The organism is Arthrobacter sp. 01L42, from assembly GCF_056400005.1.
In genome coordinates, this window is record NZ_JBFTSL010000007.1 from 154,454 (window position 1) to 181,003 (window position 26,550).

Consider the following 26,550-nt stretch of genomic DNA (forward strand, 5'->3'; position numbering starts at 1 on the left):
GGCCCGGGCGGGGTTGCCTTCGCGTGAACGATTTACTCGTAGACGTGCGGAGCCAGGGTGCCGACGAAGTCCAGGTTGCGGTACTTCTCGGCGTAGTCCAGGCCATAGCCCACCACGAACTCGTTGGGGATGTCATAGCCGACGTACTTGACGTCGATCTTGACCTTGGCGGCCGTCGGCTTGCGGAAGGCGGTGCAGATTTCCACCGACGCCGTGCCGCGGGATTCCAGGTTCGTCTTGAGCCAGGACAGCGTGAGGCCGGAATCGATGATGTCCTCGACGATCAGGACGTCTTTGCCCATGAGGTCGGTGTCGAGGTCCTTCAGGATGCGGACGACGCCTGAGGACTGCGTGCCCGAGCCGTACGAGGACACGGCCATCCAGTCCATGGAGACGTGGGTGTGCAGCGCACGGGCCAGATCAGCCATGACCATGACGGCGCCCTTGAGCACGCCGACGATCAGGAGGTCGCGGCCCTCGTAGTCCTTGTCGATCTGCGCCGCGAGTTCGGTGATCCGTTGCTGGATCTGTTCCTTGGTGTAGAGAACGTGTTTGAGGTCTGCCTGGACGTCGTTTGAATCCACCAATGGCTCCTGTGTAGATGCGGGGTGCGACTAATTTCGGGGCGGCTGTTGAGGCCGGAATACAAGCTTCCCACAGCGGGCGGCTTCGCGGGGAACACCGGCGGCGGACGGCTCCGCCGCAAGGAGCTGCGCGAGCGAGAGCCGGTAGACGCTGACCGCGCCGGGAAGCTCCACCGGGCCGGCCGATCCCTGCCGGCGCAGGAGCGCTTCCGCCGCGAGCAGCCGCTGGTAGCTGGGCTGCTGACCGCCGACAGCGGCGGCGGCCTTGGCGATCACCCGGAACCTCACGGCCGGGGCCAGGTCCCTCAGCCCGGCCTCCGGAAGGCTGATCTCCTCCCCTGTCTGCTGGCGCAGCCGCTCGAAAGTGTCGTTCGCCACGTCCTCCAGGTAATCGGCGTCGAGCTGCAGGATCGCGGCCGTGCGGGCGAGCGATTCGGCAACGCCGGGGCCAAGCTTGTCCTCCAGCAGGGGCAGCACCTCAACCCGGGTCCGGGAACGCGCGTACACGGGATCGGTGTTGGACGGGTCGTGCCAGGGCTCGAGGTCCTCCACCCGGCAGATCTCCAGGGTGTCCGCGCGCCGCAGGCCCAGGAACGGGCGCAGCAGCCGGCCGCGGGCCGGCCGCATCCCCGCGAGGGACCGGGTACCCGACCCGCGCGCCAGGCCCAGGAGCACTTGTTCCGCCTGGTCATCGAGGGTGTGGCCGAGCAGGATTGAGGCTGCACCTGCCTCGTCCGCGGCGGCCTCAAGGGCCGCATGGCGGGCGTCCCGGGCGGCGGCCTCGGGGCCCGCGCCGCTGGAGGCGACGTCGACAGTCCTGATCGTCACGGGAGAGAGCCCGAGCTCCTCGAGGGTCCGGGCCGTGGTGGCCGCGACCCCGGCCGAGCCCGGCTGCAGCTGGTGGTCCACGACGACGGCGCCGACAGAGACAGGATGGCCGTCCACGTGGCCCCGGCGCCCGAAATAGGCGGCGACGGCGGCGAGAGCCAGCGAGTCCGGTCCGCCGCTGCAGGCGACCAGGACGCGGTCCGGGTAGCCGGCCGCGGCGAGGGCGTCCTGCAGCATTTTTCGTGCCGTGCCGACCACCGGCGCGAGGCGGCCGGGCCGGCGTCGTCCGCTGGAAATCGAGGTCGAACCGGCGCCGTCGGGGGCAGTCATGGCGGCTAGAGGCCCATCCGGTCGAGCCAGAGCCGGGAGTCGTGGATCTCGGGTTCGCTGGGGAGGTGGTCCGCGGACTCCCAGACTTTGTTGAAGCCTCCCATGCCGGCGGCGGCCACCACTTCCCGGACGAACTTGGCGCCGTCACTGTACTGGCGCATCTTGGCGTCGAGGCCGAGCAGGTTGCGGATGAATTTCTCGATCATGCCGCGGTCCTGGCCGCGGTCGTTGAAACGTTGCCGGATGGTCTTCACCGAGGGAACGATGCTGGCGTCCACGGCGTCCATGACCACATTGGCGTGACCCTCGAGCAGGCTCATGAGGGCAGTCAGGCGGGACAGGGCCGCCTTTTCCTCCGGGTTCTGGAGCAGGTCCAGGATGGCGCCGCGTCCGGGCGCGGCGCCGGGTGCCGCGCGGTCCTTCAGCGATTTCGCGGCCGCCGAGGCCCGTTCCATCAGGGAATCGACATTGCCCAGCAACAGTCCGCTGAGGTTTTCGATCTCCTGGAGCATGTGGTGCCGCAACCACGGTGCGGCGGCGAACTGCACCCGGTGGGTCTGTTCGTGGAGGCAGACCCAGAGCCGGAAGTCCGCGGGTTCGACTTTCAGTTCGCGTTCCACGGAGATGATGTTCGGCGCTACGAGCAGCAGCCGTCCGGAAGCGGGGGCCGTGGAGTTTTCGGCCAGCGCGGAGAAGGGATCGTACTGGCCCAGGACTTTGCTCGAAAGGAAGGCCAGGATGGCGCCGAGCTGGCTGCCGGTGATGGCCGCGCTGACCCCGGCAGCTCCGGGGCTGAGGGAACCGCGGCCCTCCAGCAGCTTTCCCATGGCGGGCTTGAGCATGACGGCGAAGCTCTGCGTGTTGGCCTTGGCCCATGAGGCCCGGTCCACGACGAGGACCTCGGAGTCGCGCAGGTCCCGGGCGGCGTCCAGTCCGGTGATGTGGTGGACGTGCGGCACGGAAATGTCCGCCATGAGCCGCAGATTTTCGACGGCGGCGCCGATCTCGGCGCTGCCCAGGACGGGGCCTGCCGGCGTCAGCCGGGCTGCCGTGGACGCGGCGAGCTCCCAGTTGATGAGATCCGGGACCTGGACCGATGCCGCACTCGGCGTCTTGGGTGATGTCTCGCTTGATGTCTCGCTTGCAGAGGACTCCATGGGGTCCATCAGATCACAGGGCCCCGACAATGCGCCTTAATTTTCGCTGACCGGCGAACCGGCCGGGGCTCCGTGACCCCGGGCCGAAGGGCCAGACCGGCGCGAAGGGCCAGACCGGCGCGGGGTCCGGGCCGGCCCGCGCTGTCAGCGGCAGCCGCAGCCGGCGAGGACGGCGGCGGAGCGGTCCAGTGCGGCTTTGTTCGCGGCGCCGGGGGTCAGCCCGTTGCCGACGAAGGAAAAGACCAGGAGCCGGCCGTCGGCGTCGACCACGGAACCGCTAAGCGCAATGACCGTGTTCAGTGTGCCCGTCTTGGCGCGGACCAGCCCGGCGCCCGCGGCCGAGGCCGCATCCGTGTAGCGGTCCCCCAGGGTGCCGGTGAGCCCGGCGACCGGGAACCCGCTCAGGGCTGCGCGCAGCCGGGGGTCTGTGCCCGAGGTCATGGCCCGGACCACGTCCGTGAGCTGCCGGGCCGAGACCCGGTTGGCCAGGGCAAGGCCGGAGACGTCCGCGGCCCGGAGCGAGTCAGTGGGAACGCCCATGTCCTTGACCTGCTGCAGCACGGCGGCAATGGCGTCGTCGCTGCTGCCGGGCCGGCCGACGCCGAGGGCGGTCATCCGTCCCATCACCTCGGCGAGGTAGTTGTCCGAGGTCTGCAGCATCATGTCCACCTGCTGCCCCACCGTGGCGGACTGGACCTCGGCCAGGACTTTGGCGTGCCCGCCCTCCGGCGCGTCACCGGTCCGGCCCCGGGCGACGCCGGGGGCAACGGACAGCCCCCCGGCCGCCGCGGCCGCCGTGAGCCGGGCGGCGAACACCTCGGCGGCGGTCATGGCGGCGTCCTGCGGGCGGGGTCCGGTGGTCTTGGCGGGATCGAACCTCGCGGAGTTCAGCGCCAGCGGGTACAGCGGGGCCATCTCCCCGGCGGCGACGTCCTCTGGGCTCCACGCCTGGCTGAGCGAGGGGCCGCTGAAGAGGGAGTCATCCAGCAGGACGGTCACCGTGCCGGTGACGCCGCCGGCTTTGAGGGCATCGATAGTGGCCTTCGCGAGCGTGGTCAGCCCGGCGCGGCCCAGAACGGCGCCCGGGGCCGATTCCCCGGCGCCCAGGAGGACATCGCCCCCGCCGGTCAGGACCACCGAGCCGGGGGTCGGCCCCGCCAGCACCCGGGTGCTGAAGCGGCGGTCGGGGCCCAGGACGCGCAGGGCCGCGCCGGCTGTGAGGAGCTTCATGTTCGACGCCGGAACGCGGGCCTCGTCGGCAGCCTGGTCGAAGAGGACCTGCCCCGTGGCGGCGTCCTGGACGATGCCGGTGAAGGTGCCGGCGCCGTCGGGCTTAAGGGTCTGGTTCAGCTGCGCGGCGAGGGCGGCCCCGGCCGGAACCGGCGCGGAAGCGCTGAGGGGCCCGATTGCCCCCGAACTGTTGCCGGGAGGGCTCAGTGTGGCGGGGATCTGCTGCCAGGGCGGTGCTGTCTGCGAGGCGTCGGAGGACCTGTCATGGCCGAGGAACGCCGGGGCGATGGCGATGCCGGCCGGCACTGCCACGGCCACCACGAGGAGGGTCTGGAGCAGCAGCGCGGGCATCCTGCGACCCCTGCCGGGCGCCGGCTGGGTACCCTCGCGGCTGGTTCTCGGTTTCATGCTGTTGCTGGTCCTTAGTCCTGAAATGTCCCCACTAGTTCCTGAAACCAGCGCCTCTCGCTATATCCTCAATAGTAGTCGGCGGCACCGACAGCCCTTATGCACGTGCCGCGCACCCCCTGAATTCGTCAAGGAGCATTCCATGAAGCATGACGTGACCATCGAGATCCCCAAGGGATCGCGCGTCAAGTACGAAGTCGACCACGAGACCGGCCGCGTCCGCCTGGACCGCGTCCTGTTCACGTCGATGCAGTACCCCACCCACTACGGTTTCTTCGAGAACACCCTGGGTGAGGATGGGGATCCGCTGGACGCGCTGGTGCTCCTGCAGGACTTCGACCTCTACCCCGGCGTGATCGTCGAGTCCCGCCCGATCGGCGTGTTCAACATGACCGACGACGGCGGCGGCGACGCCAAGGTCCTGTGCGTCCCGACCGATGCCCGGTTCGACCACATCAAAGAGATCAGCGATGTCAGCGAGTTCCTGATCAAGGAAATCGAGCACTTCTTTACCCGTTACAAGGACCTGGAGCCGGGCAAGTGGGTCAAGGCCGAGGGCTGGGGCGACCGTGCCGCCGCCGAAGCCGAACTGGCAGCCTCCATCAAGCGTTACGTTCCGGCAGCCGGCCACTGACCGTTCCTGCACTCCAGCGCGGGGTCACGTACCGCCCATCCGGGGTTCCGGAACGGGCGGTAGGTGACCCCGCGTTTTTGTTGGGCGTTTTTCGATTGGCGTTCAGTCAATTGGCTGGGGCGCGGTGATGCGGACTCTCGGCGTCGACCTCGCTGCCGCCGCGAAGAAGACGGCGGCGGCAGTCATCGAATGGGATGGCGGCGCGGCGCGCCTGGCGCATCTGTCGTTGAACGTGGGCGACGAGGAGATCCTCCGCCTCTTCGGCACCAGCGCCATGACGGGGATCGATTCCCCCCTCGGCTGGCCGGACGCGTTTCTTCCCTTCATCGCCGGGCACCTGAGCTTCGAACCCCATCCGGTGCTGGACCATGACGGGATCGAGGGCCGCCGGCTGCTCGCCTACCGCGACACCGACCGTTTCGTCACCGGCAACACCGGCATGATCCCGCTCAGCGTCTCCGCGGACCGGCTGGCCCACCCGGCGATGCGTTGCGCGGTGATTCAGGCGAAGATCGCAAGGGAGTACGGTCCGCAGGCCAGGGACGGCAGCGGCCGGCTTGCCGAGGTGTACCCGGCGGCGTCGCTGAAGCTCTGGGGGATCCATGCCCGCGGCTACAAGGGGCGCGGGGCGCCGGAGGCGGAAATGCTGTCCTCAGCGGTGGCGGACCTGGCCGTGAAGGCGCCGTGGCTGGACCTGGCGGAGTACCGGGCCGATCTTGCGGCGTCCGATGACATGTTCGATGCCCTCATCGCCTCCCTGTCCGCGCGGGCCGTCGCCGTCGGCGCGACGCTGCGGCCCGGGCCCGGGCACGCCGCGGCGGCCCTGACCGAAGGCTGGATCCACCTGCCCTCCGGCCAGCTTTCCGGCCTCGCTTCCCGGTAACCGCCTCTGTTACGGCCCCGGCACAGCACGCCCGCCAACAACTTGCCCCGCAAGTGCCAGCAGGTAGTGTGTCATCAGAATGTTCACGCTGACCATCAATCAAACCGACAGCCGGCGCGACGGCGACCGCGTGCCGCAGCTCCTCAAGGACCTGCGGCACATTCCGGCGCGCCTTGATTTCGACCGTTCCGTCGAGGATGAGGTCCAAGGGATCCTGGACTGTCCGCATCAGACGGTGGAAGCGGCCATGATCGCCCTGCGCAGCGGCAGCTGGTACGTGGGCATTGGCGTGGGCCCGGTCAATGAACCCCTGCCGAACCAGATCAAGGACGCCTCCGGGCACGGGCTGATCTATGCCCGGCGCGCGGTGGATCGTCTCCGGAACCACAAGGACCGCGTCCGGGTGGCCGTGGAGGGTCCGCTGGCCGATCTTGCCGCAGAGGCGGAAGCCGTGCTGCGCCTCCTGGGCCACATTGTGCACGACCGCAGCCACGCGGAATGGCGCGTACTGGACTTGCTCACCCCGGGGGTGCGGGGTCAGCAGAAGGCGGTCGCAGAGGAACTCGGGATCACCACCCAGGCCGTGAGCAAGGCCGTGGCCCGGTCCCAGTGGAATGAAGAACACGCGGCCCGGCCCGCTGCGGCGCGGCTCCTGGGCCTCATCCTCGACGTCCGCTAGCCGTCCCGGCCCCTCCCCGGAACCGCCCGACCCTGCCGCGCCTTTGAGGCCTTAGAGGAGGCTGCGAAGCACGTGCGCGGCGCCGTCGTCGTAGACCGATTTCGTCACTTCGTCAGCGGCGGCAATCACCTCAACGGGGGCCTGGCCCATGGCCACGCCGCGGCGCGCCCAGGTCAGCATCTCGATGTCATTGCGGCCGTCGCCGACGGCGACAGTGCGGTGCGTTTCGATGCTGAGCCGGTCGCGGAGCTGTTCCAGTGCGCTGGCCTTCGTGACACCGGCAGCGGCGATGTCCAGCCACGCCGTCCAGCCCACCGAATACGTGACGCCGGCGAGCCCGATGTGGCGGATCGCGGTGTTGAATTCTTCGGGCGTATTCTCCGAGCTGAAGACCACCACGCGCACGGCGGTTGCCTCCAGCATGGTCTGGAAGTCGACGCCGACCGCTTCGACGCCGAAGCTGGCGTCCTGGAAGCGTTCCGTGGACAGGAAGTTGCCGTCCCCGTCCTCGAGCGCGTACTTGGCCGAGGGCAGCCGCTTGCGCAGCGCGCGAAGGACCGGCCCGGGGTCAAACGTTGCCTTGTGGAGGATTTCGTAGCCCTCGGGCAGGCCGGAGTCGACGCGCAGGATCACACCGCCGTTGGAGCACACGGCGTAACCGTTCTCGATCCCGATGTGTTCGATGACGGGCAATGTGGCGTTGAGCGAGCGGCCGGTCGCGATCATGACGTGGTGGCCTGCGGCCACCACGGCCTGGGCGGCCTCGCGGACGGGAACCGACATGTGCCCGTCGTGGTCCACGAGGGTGCCATCGACGTCCAGGGCGATCAGCATCTTGTCGCCGGCCCGGTTCCGGGAGTTTCCCACCCGGGCCGCGCTGGCCGGGGCCGCCGTGTTCTGGTCTGTCGTGTTCTGGTCTGTCGTGTTCTGGTGTGTGGTGCGCCGGTCATCGTTGCCGGCGACTGAGGATTCAGTCATTGTTGTCATCTCACAAGTAGAGCAGAGACCCCCGACTGCCGCTAGGACACACGCCGCAGCGAGGCGTGAACTTGCGGTAAACACCCACGGAATGTCCCCGTTGTGGGCGTTTACCCGGCGGCCATCGGAGGCCTGGCTGGGGTCGGATCGGGGTTAGAGGACGGGGAAGACCGTCATGCCGCCGAGGTACTTCTGCAGGGCGGCGGGGACGTTGACGGAGCCGTCGGGGTTCTGGTGGTGCTCCAGGATGGCGACGATCCAGCGGGTGGTGGCCAGGGTGCCGTTGAGCGTGGCGACTGCCCGCGTGCCCTTGGGCGCGCCGTCCTCGTTCAGAACCCGTTCCCGGATGTTCAGCCGGCGCGCCTGGAACGTGGTGCAGTTCGACGTCGAGGTCAGCTCCCGGTATGCGCCCTGGGTGGGGACCCAGGCCTCACAGTCAAACTTCCGGGCCGCGGAATTGCCCAGATCGCCGGCGGCGGTGTCAATGACGCGGTACGGGAGCTCGCACTTGGCCAGCATCTCCTCTTCCCATGCCAGCAGGCGGGCGTGCTCGGCGGCAGCGTCCTCAACCGTGGTGTAGATGAACATCTCCACCTTGTTGAACTGGTGGACCCGGATGATGCCGCGGGTGTCCTTGCCGTGCGAGCCCGCCTCGCGCCGGTAGCACGAGCTCTGGCCCGCATAGCGGATGGGGCCGGCCGAAAGGTCCAGGATCTCGTCGGCGTGGTAGCCGGCGAGGGCCACCTCCGAGGTGCCCACAAGGTACAGGTCGTCCTCGGCGAGACGGTAGATCTCGGCGTCGTGCTTGACGTCAAAGCCGGTGCCCTGCATGGTTTCCGGGCGGACCAGGGTGGGCGTGATCATGGGGACGAACCCGGCGTCGATCGCCTGTTCCATGGCCATCTGGAGCAGCGCCATTTCCAGCCGGGCGCCGACGCCGCGCAGGAAGTAGAAGCGTGAACCGGAAACCTTCGCCCCGCGTTCCATATCGATGGCCCCGATCAGCTCACCGATCTCGAGGTGGTCCTTCGGCTCGAAGTCGGGGAATTCGCGCGGCGTGCCCACCGTCTTGACCACAATGTAGTCGTCCTCACCGCCGGCCGGGACGCCGTCCTCGATCAGGTTCGGGATGGTCCGGAGGAGTTCGTCCTGGGCGGCCTGGACGAGATCGGCCTCGGCCGATGCCGCCTTGACGGAGGCCGCCAGAGCCTTGACCTCGGCGAGGAGGGTCTGCTTTTCCTCGCCCTTGGCCTGCGCGACCTTCTTGCCGTACGCATTCTGCTCGGCCCGCAGGTTCTCGAACCGGATCAGGGCTGCCCGCCGGGCCGAGTCCCCTGCGATGATCGCGTCCACCGCGGATTCGTCGGCGCCTCGGGCGCGCTGGCTGGCACGGAACTTGTCCGGATTTTCGCTGAGGTCTTTTACGTCGATCACCAGACAAGAGTATCCAATCCGGTCACGGTTGCCCGGCAAGCCGGCCTGCATGCGCTGGCGGGATACTGTTGGATCACAATGCGCGACTGGCTGCTCTACCTCGTCATCGCTGGGGCCCTGGTCTTTGCCGTCTCCAGCTGGTGGGGGGTGCGCCGGCTGAAGGCCAAGCACACCCGCCGTGCCGTGTGGGAGGAAACCCACAGCCCGGGCCCGGGCCGCCAGAAGGTGGCCGTGGTCCTGAACCCCATCAAAGCCAAGTCTGCCGAGGCCCGGGGCCTGATTGAGGCAGCGTGCGCGGCGGCCGGCTGGCCGGCGCCCCGCGTCTTTGAAACCACCGCAGAGGATCCCGGCTTCTCGCAGGCGCGGGCTGCGGTGGCCTACGGGGCCGACGTCGTCCTGGCCGGCGGCGGCGACGGTACCGTGCGTGTGGTGGCGGAGGTCCTCGCCGGGACGCACACCGCCATGGGCGTGATCCCGCTGGGCACCGCAAACCTCTTGGCCCGCAATGTGCATCTGGAGGTCAACGACCTCGCCGGCAACGTGCAGGCCGCCCTGTTCGGGCACCAGCGGTTCATCGATACGGCGCGGCTCACCCTGGAAAATTCCCTCACCGGGGAGTCAGCGCAACACACGTTCCTGGTGATTGCGGGCATCGGCATGGACGCCGAAGTAGTCAGCGACACCCTTGACGGCCTGAAGAGGGCGGTGGGCTGGCTGGCGTACACGGAAGCCGGGGCCAGGCACCTTCTGGGGCGCCGCAAGAAGGTCTCCATCGCGCTGGATGGCCAGCCTGAGCAGGCCCGGAAGATCCGCAGCGTCCTGTTCGCGAACTGCGGCCTGATCCCCGGGGGAATCGACTTCATCCCGCAGGCCATGATCGATGACGGGATGCTGGACGTGGTGGTGATGAGCCCGCGCAGTGCGATCGGCTGGCTGGCCATGTACACAAAGATCGTCCTGAAGCACAAGAAGGACCTGCCGGTCATGACGTATTACCGGTGCGGCAAGATCACCATCCGGTGCCCGGAACCTATGCCCACCCAGGTCGACGGCGATCCTTCCGGCGAGGCCACGATGGTCACCGTCGAGGTGGACCCGGGATCCCTGCTGGTGAGGGTAAAGGACGGCGCCAAAGGCCGCTAGGCCGACGGCGGCTGGAGCGCGCCAGGAGCGAGGGACTAGGCGCTGGCGGCCTTCTTGGCCTCTGCCGCCTTCTTCGCCTCGGCCGCAGCCTTGGCGGCCCGGGCTTCGGACTGCTCACGGATCATTGCCTGCTCCTCTTCGAAGCGCAGGCGGTCCGCGCGGTCGGCGTCGTCGCCGTCCCAGTCCTGATTTTCAGCTGTGGGCTTGGGATTGACAATCATTCCCTGGCCGTCATTTTCTGTGCTGGTGCCTGACATGACCCGCTCCCTCCCGTAGGGGAATTCCCCAATATGGATCAGGCAAGCATACGCACAGTTGGGAGGGCGTGGAAGTGCGCCATATGGCATTTGCCTACGCTCTGGGCGAAGCCCCCGGGGTATATTCCGGCACAGCAGATGCGCCGCCCAGTATGTCTTTCACCCACGCATGCGCGGCGCGGAATGCCTGGTCGGAGGTGTGCGGCGCGACGCTGGTCCGGTGGCCGTCGGCACGCTGGTAGGACCCGAGGAAGCGGGTGGCCGGGCTGATCCGGTGAAGACCTGCGAGCGCGTCGGCCACCCGGGCGTCGGCGACATGGCCGTCGGCGTCAATGCTGAAGAAATAGTGGCCCAGGTACTGCCCGGTGGGCCGGGATTCGATCCGGCTCAGGTTTACGCCGCGGGTGGCGAACTGGTCCAGGATCTCCATCAGCGCACCCGGCCGGTCCTCGGGCAGCGGCACCACGACAGTGGTCTTGTCGGCTCCGGTGGGGGCCGGCAGTTCGCCCGGGCGGCCCACCAGCACGAACCGGGTGACGGCTCCGGGGTTGTCGCCGATGTTTTCCGCCAGCACCTTCAGGCCCGGCTGCTCGGTGGCCACGATCGGGGCGCAGATCGCGCCGTCGTAGTGGGCGCCGTCGCCATCCAGCAAGCCCATGGCGGCAGCGGCGGTGGAAGAACCGGGAATGTATTCCGCATTGGGAATATTGGCGTCCACCCAGAGCCTGCACTGGGCCCAGGCGTGGCCGTGGGTGGAGACGCGCCGGATGTCCCCGAGCGCCACGCCGGGCCTGGCCACCAGGACGAAACTGATGGGCACCAGAGCCTCCCGGAGGATCCGGAGTTCCTGGCCGGTGGCGATGGCGTCGAGGGTGGCGGTGACCCCGCCCTCGACCGAGTTTTCGATCGGTACCATGGCCGCATCGGCGGAGCCGTCCCGCACCTTGTCCAGCGCCGTGTTCACATTCGAGGACGGAATGCGGATGGCCTCCGCCGCGTCCGGGACCTGCATCAGGGCCGCTTCGGTGAAGGTGCCCTCGGGTCCGAGGAATGTGTAGGTGAGCGTCGGTGCGGGCATCAGTTCTTCCTTCTTCAGTTACAGGACAACCGGTTTGAGGCCGTTGTCGGACACCAGCGGCATGCCGGTCTCAACCCACTGGTCCATGCCGCCGGCCACATTCACGGCGGAATATCCCATTCCGACCAGCCACTGGGTGGCCCGGAAGGAGCGGCCGCCGGTGCGGCAGATGACGTAGACGTCCTCGTCCGGGTCCAGCTCCTCGATCCGGGCCGGCAACTGGTCCATGGGAATGTGCAGGGCACCCTCGGCGTGGCCCGCAGCCCACTCATAGTCCTCGCGGACGTCCACGATCTTGGCACCATCGGGGATGCCAGACACGCTTACGCTCTGGAAGTCGCTCATGTTGACCCTTTCCGCAGAATTCAAGCTCCGATCCCAGCGTATCCCCCGCCGCTGGCACCGCACCCCCGCTGGCGGCACGTTACGCTTCTGGGGACCGCAAAGGAGACCTCATGGCTGCCGAACACCCCGCGGAGCGGCCGGTCCGCGGCCCCCGCCACGGGACATGCCCTCCCCTGGCCGCGCGCGCTGGGCATGATGCCAACGTGTCCTTCCGCCGGACCCAGGAATGGGCATGTCCCCCGGGTAGCCGGCCCGCGCGGCCCCACGTACGGCCGGAGTCCCGCCTCCTTGGCTGAAATCCACGAACTCTCCGCCGTCGAGCTCCGCGATGCGCTCCGTTCCGGCGAGCTGTCCGCCAGGGCCGCCGCCGATCATTTCCTCGACCGGATCGAAGCCGAGAATCCGCACCTCGGTGCCTTCATCACGGTCACTGCGGAACAGGCGCGGAAAGACGCCACGGCAGCTGACCGGCGCTACGCCCTCCGGAGGCGGAACGGCGGCGCCTTGCCCCTGCTGCATGGAATGCCGGTCGCCTTCAAGGACCTGACGGATGTGGCAGGGGTCGTCACCACGCATGGAAGCGCGGCCCTGGAACGCAAGCCGGCCTTGGCCGATGGCGCAGTTCCCGCCGCGCTCAAGGCCGCCGGGGTCCTCTCGCTGGGCAAGACACAGGTCCCGGAGTTCGGCCTGACCGCCTACAGCGAGAACCGGATCGCCCCGCCGTCGCGCAATCCGTATGCACTCAGCCGCAGTTCGGGCGGCTCCTCGGGCGGCAGTGCTGCCGCGGTGGCCGCGGGGCTGTTGCCGTTCGCCCCAGGGTCCGACGGCGGGGGCTCCGTGCGGATCCCGGCCGCGGCATGCGGACTGGTCGGGTTGAAGCCCGGACGTGGGCTTCTGCCGGCCGGGGAAAGCTCAGGCGATCCCGCGCAGCTCGTGGTTGCCGGACCGCTCGCCCGCTCCGCCGCCGACGCCGCGCTGCTGCTGGATGCTCTGGTGCCGGGCCCGGACAATCAGGGTGCGGGCGAACAGGGTGCGGGCGGTCCGGGCATGGGCAGCCGGACGCACGCCGGCTACCTCGAACTGACCGCCAGCGAGCCCCGACCGCTGAGGATCGGCATAAGTCTCGACAGCCCGTGGCAAGCGAAGTTTCCCTTCATCCCGGACAGTGAGGCGCTCGACGCACTCGCGGACGGCATCTCGCGGCTGGAGGCGGCGGGGCACGAGACGATGGAAGCCGCGATTCGCTACGACAACCGCTACCCGGATGCTTTCACCACATCCTGGACGGCCGGCATTGGCAGCGCGCGCATCTCGCCGCAGCGCGAGGCGCTCCTGACACCGCTCACCAGGACTTTCCGCCGGCGGGCACAACAGCGCAGTGCAGCCAAACTCAACGAATCCCTCGGGTTCCTCAGGCAGTTCCAGCAGGACACGATTGTCCAGTACGCCCAATGGGACCTCATAGTGACGCCGGCCCTGGCGCAGACACCCCGTCCGGTGGGCTGGTTCACGGGCGCGACCCACGGCGGAGGCTACTGGCCGGCCGCGGAATGGGCGGGCGACGCCGACGGCGACTACCGCAAACAGTGCGAGTACGCTCCCTGGTCATCCATGGTCAACGTTTGCGGGCTGCCGGCCATCAGCATCCCGGTGCACTGGACCGGCGGCGCCCCTGGTTCCGGCCTGCCGATGGGCATCCAGGTGATCGGGCCGATGGGCTCCGAGGGGCTCCTGCTGCAGGTGGCCGCCCAATTGGGCTTCTAGCCGTGGACCCGGCACTCACCCGTGGGCATGCCCACTCCTGACGCCGCGCAGGGGACATGTCCGGAACTCACATCGGGCACCGGACATGTCCGTCCTCCACCAGTCGGGACATGCCCATTCCACACGCCGCGCACCGGACCCGCCCGCCCCTGACGCCGCGCTATGGACATGTCCAGTGCTCATCACGGACATGTCCGCCCGTAGCCGAGGCGGGTGGACATAATGCCATCTTGTCCACGCCCGGGCACCAAAAATGAGCATGTCCCCAGCTGGCGTCCAGGAACTCAGCCAACACACACCCCCCGGGCACCAAGAATGGGCATGTCCCCCGGTGCGGCCCAGGAACTCAGCCAACACACGCACCCCCGGGCACCCCAAGCCCGCGGCCGCCGTCGGACCTCCCCCTCCCCCAAATGGACGCTGGCGGCGGCAGGCGGCTATCGTTCACTCAAACCCGACCAGGCCGCGAAAGAGGATCGATGAAGATCACCGGTGCAGTACTTGAGGAAATCGGCCGCCCCCGCCCTTTCGCGGAGTCCAGGCCGATCAGCATCTCCGAGCTGGAACTGGCGGCTCCCGGGCCCACCGAGATCCTTGTCCGGATGGAGGCCGCCGGGATTTGCCATTCGGACCTGAGCGTCGTCGACGGCAACCGGGTCCGGCCCGTTCCCATGCTGCTGGGCCACGAAGCCGCGGGCCGCATCGTGACGGTCGGTTCAGGCGTCACGGACCTGCAGCCCGGTCAGCGCGTGGTCATGTCCTTCCTGCCCCGATGCGAGAACTGCGCGAACTGCGCCGAGGACGGCCGGCTGCCCTGCACGGCAGGGTCCAAGAGCAACAACGACGGGACCCTGCTGCACGGATCCCGGCTCCTGAGCCGCGACGGCGAGCCCGTCCACCACCACCTGGGCGTCTCAGGCTTCGCCACCCACGCCGTCGTGGACCGCGCTTCCGCCGTGCCGGTGGACGACGACATCCCCGCGGACATTGCGGCGGTGCTGGGCTGCGCCGTGCTGACCGGCGGCGGCGCGGTGCTCAACGCGGCCCGGCCCCGCCCGCAGGACAGCATCATGATCGTCGGCCTCGGAGGGGTGGGCATGGCGGCGCTCATCACCGCCGTCTCGCAAGGAATCTCGCGGATTGTCGCTGTGGACACGCTGGAGCAGAAACTCGATCACGCCCGCCGCCTCGGCGCCCACGAGACATACACCCCGCAGCAGGTCCTCGACGCCGGGGTCAAAGCCAGGTTCGTGATCGAGTGCGCGGGAAATCCCCGCGCGTTCGAGACCGCGTTCGCCGCCACCTCCCCCGGCGGCACCACCGTCACGGCGGGACTGCCCTCCCCCGAGGCCCGCGCCCAGCTGGCGCCGCTGACCGTCACCGCCGAAGCCCGGACGATCGTGGGCAGCTACCTGGGCTCCGCCGTCCCGTCGCGGGACATCCCGAGATACGCCCAGTTGTGGCGGGACGGGAAACTGCCCGTCGAGGAGCTGATCTCGGACCGCATCGCCCTGGCCGATATCAACCGGGCCATGGACCAGCTGGCGGACGGCCTCGCCATCCGGCAGATCATTATGTTCGACGCCGGCGAGCCCGCCCAGGAGCCCGCCGGCGAGCCCGTCTAGGACGCAGCCGCCCAGCCCGGAACGCCCCGCGAAACCGGCGGAAAGAGAGGCAAAACACGGCCGCGGTTGCTTGCCTCGAGCCTGCTCGAATGTGACAATCGCGCGTCACAATGTCACCATTAAGTAAATGAGCACAACTCATTTATCCAATCCCCCCGCTATAACGCCGGGCGATCCCTCGTTACGTCCCCCCACCAAGACACCGGGCGACACCTCGTTTTTTGGCCACCCAAAGATGCTGGCCAGCCTTTTCTCCGTAGAGATGTGGGAGCGCTTCTCCTTCTACGGAATGCAGGGGATCCTCCTTTACTACATGTACTTCACGGCCGCCCAGGGTGGCCTTGAGATTCCACAAGCTTTGGCGGCCGGCCTCGTCGGCGCCTACGGCGGCGGCGTCTACCTCTCCACAATCCTCGGCGCCTGGCTCGCGGACCGGCTCTTCGGGTCCGAGCGGGTGCTGTTCGGCGCGGCCGTCCTGATCATGGCCGGCCACATCGGGCTGGCACTCGTGCCCGGCACACCCGGCCTGATCGCCGGGCTGGTGCTGGTGGGCGTCGGTTCCGGCGGCCTGAAGGCCAATGCCACCGCCCTCGTCGGCAGCCTGTATGGGGAGAAGGACGAACGCCGCGACGCCGGGTTCTCCATCTTCTACATGGGCATCAACGCCGGTGCGCTGATCGGCCCGCTGGTCACCGGCTGGCTGCAGGAAAGCCAGGGCTTCCACTGGGGCTTCGGCGCCGCCGCCGTCGGCATGGCCATTGGCCTTGTCATCTACTCGCTGGGCCGCAAGAAGCTGCCCGAAGAAGCACACCGGGTACCGAACCCGCTCCCGGCCGCCCAGCGCACCCGCTACGGCCTCGTCTTCGCCGGCATCGCCGTGATCATCGCCGTGCTGCTCGTGACCGGCACGGTGAACGCCGAAAACCTGGCCATGTCCATGGCCTACGCCGCAATCGGCGCGTCGGTGCTGTACTTCGCGCTGATCTTCAGCAGCAAGAAGGTCACCCCCACCGAGCGCGGACGGGTCGCAGCGTTTATCCCGCTGTACATCGCCTCTGCCGCGTTCTGGGCCCTGTTCCAGCAGCAGTTCACCTTCATCGCCGTGTACTCGGAGGAGAAGCTGGACCGGAACCTGTTCGGCTGGGAAATGCCTGCCGCCTGGGTCCAGTCCATCAACCCGGTGTTCATCATCATCTTCGCCGGCATCATGGCCGCCCTCTGGACCCGGCTCGGCCGCAAGCAGCCCGGTTCGGCCCTGAAGTTCTCGATCGGCCTGTTCGTGATGGGCCTTGCTTTCCTGGCGTTCATCCCGCTGGCCGGCGGTGGCAAGACCCCTCTGCTGGCTCTGGTTGGAATCCTGCTTCTGTTCACGCTTGCAGAGCTGTTCCTTTCCCCCATCGGCCTGTCTGTGACCACCAAGCTGGCGCCCAAGGCCTTCCACACCCAGATGGTGGCACTGTTCTTCCTCTCGGTGTCCCTGGGCACCACCCTGGCCGGCATCCTGTCCGGCCTGTACAACCCGCAGGACGAGCTGCCCTACTTCATCGGCATCGGCGGAACCGCAATGCTGCTGGCTGTGGGCCTGGCGGTCGCCTCGCCGGCGATCAAGAAGCTCATGGGCGGCGTACGCTGACCCGATGAGCACCGCCCATCGCGTTCCGGTTGCTTCGCGCGTCTACACCCCCGCCCCCGGCGAGGCGTCCGACGTCGAAGTCATGCCGGCAGGCGATGTCACCGACGGCGTGGTGCGGGTTGGCGGAACTATCCGCCGCCCGCACCAGCCGCAATCCCTCGCCGTCGCCGAGTACCTAGACTGGCTGGACGACGCCGGCTTTGAAGGCTCCCCCCGCTTCCTCGGCCGCGACCCGCAGGGCCGGGACGCCCTGATACTGCGCCGGGTCGCCGCCGGAATCCTGGGTGCAGTCCGAAGACCTGCTGGCCTCCGTGGCCCGCATGGTGCGGCGTCTGCACACCGCGTCCGCCGGCTTCGTGCCGCGGGCCCACGCGTTTCCGCCCCGGCCGGTCCGGCCAAACCCCACCGACGCCGCCGGACTCATCTGCCACCTGGACGTGACACCCCAGAATGTGGTGGTCCGGGGCGGCCTGGCCGCGGGACTGGTGGATTTCGACCTCGCCGGACCCGCCACGGCACTTCACGATTCGCTCAACACCGCCATGCACTGGGTGCCGCTCCGCGACCCGTCAGATAGGTGGCCGGGCTGGGAAGACCAGAATCCGTTCCGCCGGCTGCGCATCTTCGCCGATGCCTACGGCTGGAGCGAGGATGAACGACGCCGGGTGCCCGGCGCCGGGATCGACGCCGCGACGCTCAGCTACGAGCGGATGCGGCACAGCGCCGCCGCCCTGGGCGGCGGCTGGGCGCGGATGTGGCAGGACGGCGTGGGCGGCCAGATCAACCGCCGGCGCGCTTGGCTTGAGGCCAACGCGAAGCCCCTGGTGGCTGCGCTGACAACCTGACCAGGCGCGGCTCCGGCGCCACAGGGCAGACCTAGGCTCCGTACCCGCTGTTGCGCGCGGTGCCGATGACCAGTCCGAAAATGACCAGGACCAGGATGGTCACGGCGATGCCCACGTAACCCATCACCAGACCGGCGATCGCCATGCCCCGGCCGGCCGGTTCGCGCCGCAGGGCCAGGTGCCCCAGTATCACGGCGGCCAGCTGCGGGAGCAGGAAGAATCCGAATCCCACCAGTGCCGCGATGCCGCAGCACATGCTGGCGATGCTCAGACTCTTGGGCGACGGGGGCGCGCCGTAGTACGCGGGCTGGCCGTAGGCGTTGGGGCTGCCCGGCTGGGCATACGGCGACGGCTGGCCATACGGGGCGGCCGGCTGGCCGTAGATCGGGGGGTACGGGCTTGAGTACTGGCCGCGGTCAGGTGCCGCCTGGCCGGTGTAGGGCTGCTGTCCGACGTGGGGCTGCTCGCCCGTGTCGGGCTTCTGGCCTGTGTGAGGCTGCTGGCCCGGGTAGGGCTGCTGGCCTGTGTGGGGCTGCTGGCCCGGGTAGGGTTGCTGCGGGGATTCGGGTTGCGCGAACTGCTGCGTCGCCGACGGTCCCTGGTCCTGGCCGGCGGGTGGTGCCTGCCCCGGCGGAACGTCGGGTTGCTGGTCCGGGAGGCGCAGGGTCGGCTGGTAGCCCTCCGGGGTCTCGTCTTTGCCTTGTTTTGGCTGTTCAGTCATGGCTTGTCCCCTCAAGAAGTCTCTGGATCCAGAGTACCGCCGCACGGTTGGCTTGGGACCGGGCCTATTGGCGGGTTTTCTTTCGTCACAGGAGCGGGTTTGGCGCGAAACCGTGTTGCACCCCGCCCTCGTCTGGCATGCTGGTGCCATGGCTAGCCGCGCGGGCACAGTTGCCCAACCCCAAGACCTTGTTGACCTCACTGCGCTTTTGGATGCGTACTACGACATTTCGCCGGACCTCTCGGACCCGGGCCAGCGGGTGGCCTTCGGCACCTCCGGGCATCGGGGATCGAGCCTGAAGGCGTCCTTCAACGAACCCCACATCCTCGCCATCACGCAGGCGATCGTGGAATACCGGGCAGGCCAGGGCATCACCGGCCCCCTCTACATGGCCAAGGACACCCATGGCCTGAGCGAGCCCGCACAAAACTCCGCCCTTGAGGTGCTGGCCGCCAACGGCGTGCACGTCCTCATCGACGCCCGCCACGGCTACACGCCCACCCCTGCCCTGAGCCACGCCATCCTGACGCACAACCGCAATGCCGCCCCTGGCGCGCCGCAGGCCGACGGCATCGTGGTGACCCCCAGCCACAACCCCCCGGGCGACGGCGGATTCAAGTACAACCCTCCGCACGGCGGCCCCGCGGACACCGACGCCACCGGCTGGATCGCCAACCGCGCCAACGAGCTGCTGGAAAACGGCCTGCGCGGCGTCAAGCGGATTCCGGTGGCCGAGGCCCTGGCCGCCGGGACCACCGGCAAGTTCGACTTCCTGAGCAGCTACGTCGACGACCTCCCCTCCGTACTGGATCTCAACGCGATCCGCGAGGCGGGCGTCCGGATCGGCGCCGACCCGATGGGCGGAGCGTCGGTGGACTACTGGGGCGAGATCGGTGAGCGCCACCACCTGAACCTCACCGTGGTCAACCCCACCGTTGACCCCCAGTGGGCTTTCATGACGCTGGACTGGGACGAGAAGATCCGGATGGATTGCTCCTCGCCGTCGGCGATGGCGTCCCTGATCAACCGCATGTCCGACGGCGCCAAGTTCGACGTCGCCACAGGCAACGACGCCGATGCCGACCGCCACGGGATCGTCACCCCGGACGGCGGGCTGATGAACCCGAACCACTACCTCGCCGTCGCCATCGATTATCTGTACCGGCACCGGACCGGCTGGAACCCGCAGTCCGTGATCGGCAAGACCCTGGTTTCCTCATCCATCATCGACCGCGTGGCCGAGAGCCTGGGCCGCAAACTTGTCGAAGTGCCCGTGGGCTTCAAGTGGTTCGTCCCCGGGCTGCTGTCCGGAGAGGGCGCCTTCGGCGGCGAGGAATCCGCCGGTGCCTCCTTTAACAAGATGGACGGGAGCGTCTGGACCACCGACAAGGATGGCATCCTGCTGGCTCTGCTGGCCTCGGAGATCACGGCGGTGACGGGCAAATCACCGTCGCAGCTGTACAAGGGCCTCACCGACCAGTTCGGCGACCCCGTCTACGCCCGGATCGACGCGGCCGCCACCCGGGAGCAGAAGGCAGCGCTGGGCAAGCTCTCGCCGTCGGACGTCACCGCGACCGAACTGGCCGGCGAAACGATCACGGCCAAACTGACCGAAGCACCGGGCAACGGCGCCGCGATTGGCGGCCTCAAGGTCGTTACCGAAAACGCCTGGTTCGCGGCCCGGCCCTCCGGCACGGAAGACGTCTACAAGATCTACGCCGAGTCCTTCAAGGGTGCCGAGCACCTCAAGCAGGTCCAGGCCGAGGCGAAGGCGCTGGTGGACGGGGTTATCTCGTAGTTCAGCCGCCGGTGGCCAACTCGGCGCGGTCCCTGCCAAGCGTCTTTGCCTGGTAGAGGGCCGCGTCGGCCGAGATCACTGCGGCGTCGAGGCCGCCCGGTCCGGCGCCGGTGGACGCGATGCCGTAGCTCACGGTGGGCAGCCGGGGAATGACTGCGGAGCCGGATTGATGGAGCCGGACGCTGATGTCGGCAGCGATTTCCCGTGCCCGGTCCGGCGTGACGCCAGGCAGCAGGAGGATGAATTCTTCGCCGCCGTAACGGCCCACGAGGTCGGTGGAGCGGACGGTGCCGGAGCAGGCCCTGGCAAAGGCCTGCAGAGCGGAGTCCCCGGCCGAGTGGCCGAACTGATCGTTGATGGCCTTGAAGTGGTCCAGGTCCGCGAGGATGATCGATGCCGTGGTGCCGGTCCGGCGCAAACGGCGCAGTTCGTTTTCGGCGAGGTCCAGGAACGCAGAACGGTTGAGCAGGCCCGTGAGGCCGTCCACGGTGGCCCGTGCCCGGAGATCCTGGGTCTGCTGTTCGTAGCTCAGCTCGGCCATGGTGAAGGAAGCAACCACGAGCGTGATCGTCGAGAAGACGGTCATGGGGACGGAGCCGAACACCGACGTGAAGACGGCACCGTCCGGTCCGTTCGCCAGGAAAGCGACCAGGCGGCCCAGGTAGAACACGGCCAGGATGCCGGCGCCCACGGCGAGAGGACGGTGGACGCGCGAGTAGTCGCGCTCGAGCAGGAACAGCTCCCGGGATGCCAGGCCGATCAGCACGGCCATGAATCCCAGGTACACCGGGCCTCCCGCCCAGACGTTGGTGGCCGGGTGGTCGAGGAAGGAAGCGACGGCGGTGGCGGCAGGACCGGCCGCGAGCTGCCAAGGCCGGAGGGAGGGGGCGCGGAGGGATCGTCCGCCGGCCCAGATGCTGGCGGCACCGGCGACCAGCAGGACGTTGCCGGCAGGGATGGCCCACCCCTGCTGCGCCGTACCGTCCAGCAGGTACGCGGCGTTGCCGACGAGGAACAGCAGGAGCGCCATGCACCACCAGCCGCTGTAGTGCGACCGTGTGCGCCGGAACGTAATGAAGTAGAAAAGCATGAGCAGTGTGAGGTCGACAAGCGCCAAGGCAACCCGCAGTGTCGCGGCGTCAAGCATCATTTAGTGGTCCCCCCGGTCCGCTGTGATTTGCCCGAAATACTCACTTCGTCTTCGAATAACCCTCGAATAGCTGCCGAAGTTGACCCCAGTATGGCACCCGGTCCGCAGGAATCCAGCGCCGGCGTCGCGGATATGACGCCGGGCCCTCCCAAGACGCCGTTCTGGCGCCTCGCCTACGCCTGGCCGGCGGTCCACAACTTCAGGATCCGGCGCGTGGCGTGCCCGCCGTCGGGCGCCATGTCCACGAGCGCTAATCGGTCAAGCGCGAAGGTGTCGCCCTGCCGGAGCCGTTTGTCGCCGTGGTGCGAGACGTGCGGCCGGTACCCCCCCAGGGTGTAGGCAGGCGTGGAGATCCGGCCTGGCAGCTGATCCACGATCCGGACCAGCTCGTTGTGGAGGACCTGCAGCTCGTCGCTGGGTTCAATCAGGTTGACCGGGATTGACCCTGCGCGCCCGAACCCGGCTTCGCCGCCCACGCTGAGCCGGCAACCCAGGGCAGCGGCCATCGGGTCCGCCATGAGGGCGGCGATGTGGTCGGCGAGCCGATCGCCCGCGGCCGGCGGCGTGCCCGACGCGGGTTCGGCGCGGGTTTCCTGGCCGGGTTCGACGACGTCGGACTTCACGACGCCGGCCGTGACCACGTCGAACTTGACCAGGGTGAGATGCAGCGGCCAGTCATCCCGGGGAAACTCGAGCCCTTCGGCTACCGGTTCCACGAAGGCCACCGCGATCAGGTTCCGCATGGGAAAAGTGTGCCACGCCGCGGCGCCTCCGGGGCCGGGCGGGCGACGCAAACTCACAGTGCCGGCGGCGACGGCGCGGACTAAAATGGGAAGTGGCCTTGGATGTGGGCCTTGCGCTGAACCGCAGAATCGCATCCCGCGTGCCTCCGGCCTGTCCCCCATGGTGCCGGAGGCACCTCCGCGGGAGGACAGCGCCGCAGGCACCTCCGCGAAAGGACAGTGCCGGAGGCACCTCCGCGGGAGGACAGCGCCGCAGGCACCTCCGCGAAAGGACAGTGCCGGAGAACGGCGCCGCAGGCTGTTAGACGGTGCGGACGACGTCCTCGTAGGCGAATTTCGGCTTGGCTTCGCCCCAGGCGTCTGCCCCGGGCTGGCCGATGTTGACCACCAGGAAGCTCTTCTGGCTCCCGTCGGGGAAGAACGCAGCGTCGATCTTGGCGAAGTCGGCACCGGTCATGGGACCTGCCGCGAGGCCCAGGGTGCGGACCGCGAGGATGAAGTAGCCGGCCTGCAGGTGGGCGTTGTTGTTGCCCGTGGCCGCGGCGAGATCCGGCGCGGCGTCATACATGGCCTTGGGGGCGTTGTAGCCGGGAAGGAACGCGTCCCACTGCTCCTGCCACGCGGTGTCGTAGCTCAGGACCGCGACGAGCGGCGCTGATGCCGTCTTGGCGCGGTTTCCGGCGGCCAGCGCATCAACAAGCGTGGCGCGGGCTTCGTCGGAGCGCACGTACGTAACGCGCAGCGGCTGGGAGTTGAACGCCGTGGGGCCGAACTTCGTCAGTTCGTAAATCGCGCGGGCCTGCTCGTCGGTAACGTCGCCGGTGAAGGCGTTCGCCGTGCGGGCTTCGGCAAATATGGCGTCGACGGCGGCTGCCTCGATTACTGCTTCATCGTGGGCGAGTGTCATGGGCATCCCTTTCGCTGGGCCGGCGCACTCTTGGGCGGCCGGCGTCTCCTGCTGTCAATAGTTGCAACTTCAACGGACGGCGCCTGCTTCCCGCTGCGCCCTGTGACCTCGGGCACACCGGCCCGGCCCGCAGCACGCCGGCCCGACGGGACGGCCGGTAAATGCTGCGCGGTAAAGTTGCTCGGGAAGATTCCTTCCCGCCCGCCCCACATTCTCTGAAAGGCTCCCGGCATGAGCATGCTCGGCACCAAATGGAAGCTCCACGGCAACGGCAAGTCCGTCCGCCCCGGTGAGGTCGTCAGGCCGGATGAGCGGCTCACCTGGCCCCTGACGGTAGGGATCGGGATGCAGCATGTTGTGGCCATGTTCGGTGCCACCTTCCTGGTCCCGATCATCACGGGCATGCCGCCAGCCACCACCCTGTTCTTCTCCGGCATTGGCACGCTCCTGTTCCTGGTCATCACCCAGGGACGGGTGCCCAGCTACCTCGGTTCCAGCTTCGCGTTCATCGCGCCGATCATGGCTTCCCAGCAGCAGTTCGGCGTCCCCGGGGCACTCGGCGGCGTGGTCCTGGCGGGCGCGACCCTCGCCGTCGTCGGCGCCGTAGTGCAGAAGTTCGGCGCCGGCTGGATCAACCGGGTCATGCCGCCGATCGTGACCGGCGCGATCGTGGCGCTGATCGGTCTGAACCTGGCACCCGCGGCGAAGGCCAACTTCGACCAGGCCCCCGTCACCGCCTTCATCACCCTGGCCGTCATCATCGTGGTCAGCGTGCTGTTCCGCGGCATGCTGGGCCGGCTGAGCATCCTGGTGGGTGTCCTGGTGGGCTACCTTGTTGCGATGATCCGGGGCGAGGTGGACTTCTCCAAGGTGGACAGTGCTGGGTGGGTGGGCCTGCCGCATTTCCAGACCCCCGAATTCCACCTGGGCGTCGTGGGCCTGTTCGTGCCGGTCGTACTGGTGCTGGTGGCAGAGAACATCGGCCACGTGAAATCCGTGTCCGCCATGACGGGGCAGAACCTCGACGGCGTCTCCGGCCGCGCGCTGCTGGCCGACGGCGCCGCCACCGTACTTGCCGGTCTTGGCGGCGGGTCCGGGACGACCACGTACGCCGAGAACATCGGCGTCATGGCCGCCACGAAGGTGTATTCGACGGCGGCGTACTGGGTGGCCGGCGCCTTCGCTGTGATCCTGAGCTTCTCGCCGAAGTTTGGTGAGCTTATCGCCACCGTCCCCGCCGGCGTCCTGGGCGGCGCGGCCACGATGCTGTACGGCATGATCGGCGTGCTGGGCGTGAAAATCTGGGTCCAGAACAAGGTGAACTTCTCCAACTCGATCAACCTGACCACGGCCGCCGTCGCCCTGATTGTCGGGATTGCCGACTACACCTGGACCATCGGCGACTTGAAGTTCACCGGGATTGCGCTCGGCTCGGCCGCGGCCCTGGTGATCTACCACGGCATGAAGGCGATCGCGAAGGTGCGCGGCACGGTGGCCGAACCGGAAACCGAAGATTCCGCGCCGGCCGCAGCTTCGACGGCCGCGGTCAAGGCAGCGGTCAAGCGCTCCCCCAAGAAGCGCCGCTAAAGAACGCCGCCCGGAAGCGCGCGGCGGGCGGGCAATCCCGCCGACGAGAAAGGCCGGACTCCGCCCAAGGGCAGGAGTCCGGCCTTTACGCTGTCACGGCCGGCAGCGCCGGTGGCGGCGGGGCGCGGCGGGCCTGGGACTAGCCGGCGTCGAAGGCGTCCTTGTCATCGTCGCGGTCCTTCGGCGACTTGTTCTCCGGCAGGTCCGTCCCGGAGCCGTCCGGCAGCCCCGCCGCGTCCTGTCCGGACTCAGAGGAGAAGGGCCGCCCGGCGTCGGGCTCTTCCGTGTTGGCACCGTCCATCTCCGCTTCCGACGACGGCACTGCCGCCTCGGAATTCTCCGAGGCGTCCGGGTCGAAGCCGGGGGTTGCGCTGGCGTTTTCTGAACTCATTTGTTCCTCCGCTCCTCCGAAGCGTCCTGCTCCGGGTTCTCCTGCACTGTCTTGGTCTTCTGCACCGAACTGGCTCAGGTCCGGCGCGCCGGCCGGATACGTCTCGCCGTCGGGGCTGTCCTGGTTCAGCCCGGCGGCGTCGAAGGCCTCCTCCTCGCGGGGCTGGGCAAATTTCTTCCCATCGCCGCCCATCTCCTGCTCGGCGGTCGGCGTGCCGTAGCCGCCCGCTTCCTCGGTGACGGACTTGGGATCCTGCTGGTTTTCAGTCATGTCATTCCTCCTGGTACGGGAAACTGGTGCTGGAAATGGGACTAGCTGGCAGTGGACGGGTCCGGAGCGGGTTCAGAGCGGGTTCAGAGACCCTTGCCTCCGGTGACCGGAAGCACGGCTCCGGAAATATAGGATCCGTGGTCGGAGGCGAGAAGGACATAGGCGGCCGCGAGCTCCGCCGGCTGCCCCGCCCGCTGCAGGGGCGTGTCCTGGCCGAAGGACGGGAGCTTGTCGGGCCATTCGGTGGCCGGAATCAGCGGTGTCCAGATGGGACCCGGGGCCACGGCGTTGACCCTGATCCCCTTGGGTCCGAGCTCCTGGGCCAGGGCTTTGGTGAAAGCCACCTGGGCCGCCTTGGTCATGGCGTAGTCAATGAGTTCCGGGGACGGGTTGAAGGCCTGGATTGACGCAGTGGTGATGATCGACGCTCCCGCTTCCAGATGCGGGACCGCGGCACGGGCCGTCCAGAGCAGGGAGTACAGATTGGTTTTGAAAACTCGATCAAACTCTTCGGTGGGCAGTGATTCGAAGCTCTCGCGGTTCTTCTGGTAGGCCGCGTTGAGCACCAGGACGTCGAGGCGCCCGAATTCGGCCAGCGTCGCCTTCACGATGTCCGCCGCGAAGTCCTCGCTGCGGCCGTCGCCGGGGAGCAGCAGGGCCTTGCGGCCGGCCTGTCGGATCCACTCGGCGGTGTCCTGCGCGTCGTCTTCTTCCTCCGGCAGGTAGGAGATGGCGACGTCGGCCCCCTCACGGGCGAAGGCGATCGCCACCCCCCTGCCGATTCCGGAGTCGCCGCCGGTAATCAGGGCGGCCTTGCCGCTCAGGGCACCGCTGCCGCGGTAGCTTTCCTCGCCGTGGTCCGGCTTGGGCTCCATGGGCGCGGTGAGGCCGGGCTGCTTCTGGACCTGTTCCGGGAACGGGCCGGAATGGTAGCCGGCGCGCGGATCACGCGGCTGTTCGGGCTGCTTGGGCTGATCCTGCCGTTCGCTTGAGTCGCTCATAGTCCGCCTAACAACGTGTCGGTTTCCAGGATGTTCATCGGTCCCATGGGGCCTGGGCCCGCTGAATCCATCCCAGCGAAGTAATCAGTTTCTACCCTAACTACAATATCGTCAGCAAGCTTAGTACCAACTTGTTTTTGGCAACTC

At 68.3% G+C, this 26,550-nt stretch carries 25 protein-coding genes; 10 read left to right on the forward strand and 15 right to left on the reverse strand.

Going from position 1 to position 26,550, the window contains the following annotated elements:
- Positions 1–32 precede the first annotated feature (32 nt).
- From hpt to dacB, 4 genes are all read right to left on the reverse strand, one after another.
- Positions 33–584, reverse strand: coding sequence for a hypoxanthine phosphoribosyltransferase (gene hpt / locus AC1DN2_RS08145; RefSeq protein ID WP_018774939.1), 552 nt, complete (start codon positions 582–584; stop codon positions 33–35).
- A 30-nt stretch (positions 585–614) separates the two neighbouring features.
- Positions 615–1,649 carry a tRNA lysidine(34) synthetase TilS gene (gene tilS / locus AC1DN2_RS08150; RefSeq protein ID WP_476850005.1) on the reverse strand — a complete coding sequence of 345 codons (1,035 nt, stop codon included), beginning with the start codon at positions 1,647–1,649 and terminating at the stop codon, positions 615–617.
- 98 nt (positions 1,650–1,747) lie between these two features.
- On the reverse strand, positions 1,748–2,908 hold the full coding sequence (locus tag AC1DN2_RS08155) for a zinc-dependent metalloprotease (RefSeq protein ID WP_476849915.1): 1,161 nt from the start codon (positions 2,906–2,908) through the stop codon (positions 1,748–1,750).
- A 135-nt stretch (positions 2,909–3,043) separates the two neighbouring features.
- Positions 3,044–4,537, reverse strand: coding sequence for a D-alanyl-D-alanine carboxypeptidase/D-alanyl-D-alanine endopeptidase (gene dacB / locus AC1DN2_RS08160; protein WP_476849916.1), 1,494 nt, complete (start codon positions 4,535–4,537; stop codon positions 3,044–3,046).
- Positions 4,538–4,679: 142 nt separating this feature from the next.
- On the opposite strand from dacB, the gene AC1DN2_RS08165 reads away from it, so the two are divergent.
- The 3 genes from AC1DN2_RS08165 to AC1DN2_RS08175 all read left to right on the forward strand — a co-directional run bounded on the left by AC1DN2_RS08165 (position 4,680) and on the right by AC1DN2_RS08175 (position 6,733).
- Positions 4,680–5,171, forward strand: a complete 492-nt coding sequence (locus tag AC1DN2_RS08165) for an inorganic diphosphatase (protein WP_018774943.1) — start codon at positions 4,680–4,682, stop codon at positions 5,169–5,171.
- Positions 5,172–5,298: 127 nt separating this feature from the next.
- Positions 5,299–6,054, forward strand: a complete 756-nt coding sequence (locus AC1DN2_RS08170) for a DUF429 domain-containing protein (RefSeq protein ID WP_476849917.1) — start codon at positions 5,299–5,301, stop codon at positions 6,052–6,054.
- Positions 6,055–6,133: 79 nt separating this feature from the next.
- A complete protein-coding gene (locus AC1DN2_RS08175; RefSeq protein ID WP_223915353.1) occupies positions 6,134–6,733 on the forward strand; it encodes a hypothetical protein in 600 nt (199 codons plus the stop codon).
- 51 nt (positions 6,734–6,784) lie between these two features.
- Here AC1DN2_RS08175 and AC1DN2_RS08180 read toward each other — a convergent pair whose 3' ends face one another.
- Both AC1DN2_RS08180 and serS read right to left on the reverse strand, forming a co-directional pair.
- On the reverse strand, positions 6,785–7,720 hold the full coding sequence (locus AC1DN2_RS08180) for an HAD family hydrolase (RefSeq protein WP_476849918.1): 936 nt from the start codon (positions 7,718–7,720) through the stop codon (positions 6,785–6,787).
- 144 nt (positions 7,721–7,864) lie between these two features.
- Positions 7,865–9,145 carry a serine--tRNA ligase gene (gene serS / locus AC1DN2_RS08185; protein ID WP_230008894.1) on the reverse strand — a complete coding sequence of 427 codons (1,281 nt, stop codon included), beginning with the start codon at positions 9,143–9,145 and terminating at the stop codon, positions 7,865–7,867.
- A 78-nt stretch (positions 9,146–9,223) separates the two neighbouring features.
- Between serS and AC1DN2_RS08190 the strand changes: the two genes are divergently transcribed.
- Positions 9,224–10,288, forward strand: coding sequence for a diacylglycerol/lipid kinase family protein (locus tag AC1DN2_RS08190; protein WP_230008895.1), 1,065 nt, complete (start codon positions 9,224–9,226; stop codon positions 10,286–10,288).
- Positions 10,289–10,323: 35 nt separating this feature from the next.
- On the opposite strand, the gene AC1DN2_RS08195 is transcribed toward AC1DN2_RS08190, so the two are convergent.
- The 3 genes from AC1DN2_RS08195 to AC1DN2_RS08205 form a co-directional block, all read right to left on the reverse strand.
- Entirely contained in the window at positions 10,324–10,545 is a 222-nt protein-coding gene (locus tag AC1DN2_RS08195) for a hypothetical protein (RefSeq protein WP_018774949.1), read from the reverse strand.
- Positions 10,546–10,639: 94 nt separating this feature from the next.
- Positions 10,640–11,623 (reverse strand): prephenate dehydratase, encoded by a 984-nt coding sequence (gene pheA / locus AC1DN2_RS08200; RefSeq protein ID WP_476849919.1) that lies wholly within the window; start codon positions 11,621–11,623, stop codon positions 10,640–10,642.
- An 18-nt stretch (positions 11,624–11,641) separates the two neighbouring features.
- On the reverse strand, positions 11,642–11,968 hold the full coding sequence (locus tag AC1DN2_RS08205) for a rhodanese-like domain-containing protein (RefSeq protein ID WP_223914713.1): 327 nt from the start codon (positions 11,966–11,968) through the stop codon (positions 11,642–11,644).
- Between the two features lie 288 nt (positions 11,969–12,256).
- On the opposite strand from AC1DN2_RS08205, the gene AC1DN2_RS08210 reads away from it, so the two are divergent.
- The 4 genes from AC1DN2_RS08210 to AC1DN2_RS08225 all read left to right on the forward strand — a co-directional run bounded on the left by AC1DN2_RS08210 (position 12,257) and on the right by AC1DN2_RS08225 (position 17,835).
- Positions 12,257–13,732: an amidase gene (locus AC1DN2_RS08210; protein ID WP_476849920.1), complete on the forward strand. Its 1,476-nt coding sequence runs from the start codon at positions 12,257–12,259 to the stop codon at positions 13,730–13,732.
- 479 nt (positions 13,733–14,211) lie between these two features.
- Positions 14,212–15,357 carry an alcohol dehydrogenase catalytic domain-containing protein gene (locus tag AC1DN2_RS08215; protein WP_476849921.1) on the forward strand — a complete coding sequence of 382 codons (1,146 nt, stop codon included), beginning with the start codon at positions 14,212–14,214 and terminating at the stop codon, positions 15,355–15,357.
- A gap of 127 nt (positions 15,358–15,484) precedes the next feature.
- Positions 15,485–16,990, forward strand: a complete 1,506-nt coding sequence (locus AC1DN2_RS08220; protein WP_476849922.1) for a peptide MFS transporter — start codon at positions 15,485–15,487, stop codon at positions 16,988–16,990.
- Between the two features lie 284 nt (positions 16,991–17,274).
- Positions 17,275–17,835, forward strand: a complete 561-nt coding sequence (locus AC1DN2_RS08225) for a phosphotransferase (protein ID WP_476849923.1) — start codon at positions 17,275–17,277, stop codon at positions 17,833–17,835.
- Between the two features lie 31 nt (positions 17,836–17,866).
- On the opposite strand, the gene AC1DN2_RS08230 is transcribed toward AC1DN2_RS08225, so the two are convergent.
- Positions 17,867–18,556, reverse strand: coding sequence for a DUF4190 domain-containing protein (locus tag AC1DN2_RS08230; protein WP_476849924.1), 690 nt, complete (start codon positions 18,554–18,556; stop codon positions 17,867–17,869).
- A 148-nt stretch (positions 18,557–18,704) separates the two neighbouring features.
- On the opposite strand from AC1DN2_RS08230, the gene pgm reads away from it, so the two are divergent.
- Positions 18,705–20,354, forward strand: coding sequence for a phosphoglucomutase (alpha-D-glucose-1,6-bisphosphate-dependent) (gene pgm / locus AC1DN2_RS08235; RefSeq protein WP_476849925.1), 1,650 nt, complete (start codon positions 18,705–18,707; stop codon positions 20,352–20,354).
- Position 20,355: 1 nt separating this feature from the next.
- On the opposite strand, the gene AC1DN2_RS08240 is transcribed toward pgm, so the two are convergent.
- The 3 genes from AC1DN2_RS08240 to AC1DN2_RS08250 form a co-directional block, all read right to left on the reverse strand.
- On the reverse strand, positions 20,356–21,504 hold the full coding sequence (locus AC1DN2_RS08240; RefSeq protein ID WP_476849926.1) for a GGDEF domain-containing protein: 1,149 nt from the start codon (positions 21,502–21,504) through the stop codon (positions 20,356–20,358).
- Positions 21,505–21,677: 173 nt separating this feature from the next.
- Positions 21,678–22,247 carry a 2'-5' RNA ligase family protein gene (locus tag AC1DN2_RS08245; RefSeq protein ID WP_476849927.1) on the reverse strand — a complete coding sequence of 190 codons (570 nt, stop codon included), beginning with the start codon at positions 22,245–22,247 and terminating at the stop codon, positions 21,678–21,680.
- Positions 22,248–22,548: 301 nt separating this feature from the next.
- Positions 22,549–23,154, reverse strand: a complete 606-nt coding sequence (locus tag AC1DN2_RS08250; protein WP_476849928.1) for a malonic semialdehyde reductase — start codon at positions 23,152–23,154, stop codon at positions 22,549–22,551.
- A 231-nt stretch (positions 23,155–23,385) separates the two neighbouring features.
- Between AC1DN2_RS08250 and AC1DN2_RS08255 the strand changes: the two genes are divergently transcribed.
- Entirely contained in the window at positions 23,386–24,741 is a 1,356-nt protein-coding gene (locus AC1DN2_RS08255) for a uracil-xanthine permease family protein (RefSeq protein WP_223914722.1), read from the forward strand.
- A 139-nt stretch (positions 24,742–24,880) separates the two neighbouring features.
- Here the strand turns inward: AC1DN2_RS08255 and AC1DN2_RS08260 are convergent, their stop codons facing one another.
- Positions 24,881–25,402 carry a hypothetical protein gene (locus AC1DN2_RS08260; RefSeq protein WP_476849929.1) on the reverse strand — a complete coding sequence of 174 codons (522 nt, stop codon included), beginning with the start codon at positions 25,400–25,402 and terminating at the stop codon, positions 24,881–24,883.
- Positions 25,403–25,485: 83 nt separating this feature from the next.
- The gene (locus tag AC1DN2_RS08265) at positions 25,486–26,403 is read right to left on the reverse strand and encodes an SDR family oxidoreductase (RefSeq protein WP_476849930.1); all 918 of its coding nucleotides are present in this window, start codon (positions 26,401–26,403) and stop codon (positions 25,486–25,488) included.
- Between the last annotated feature and the right edge of the window lie 147 nt (positions 26,404–26,550).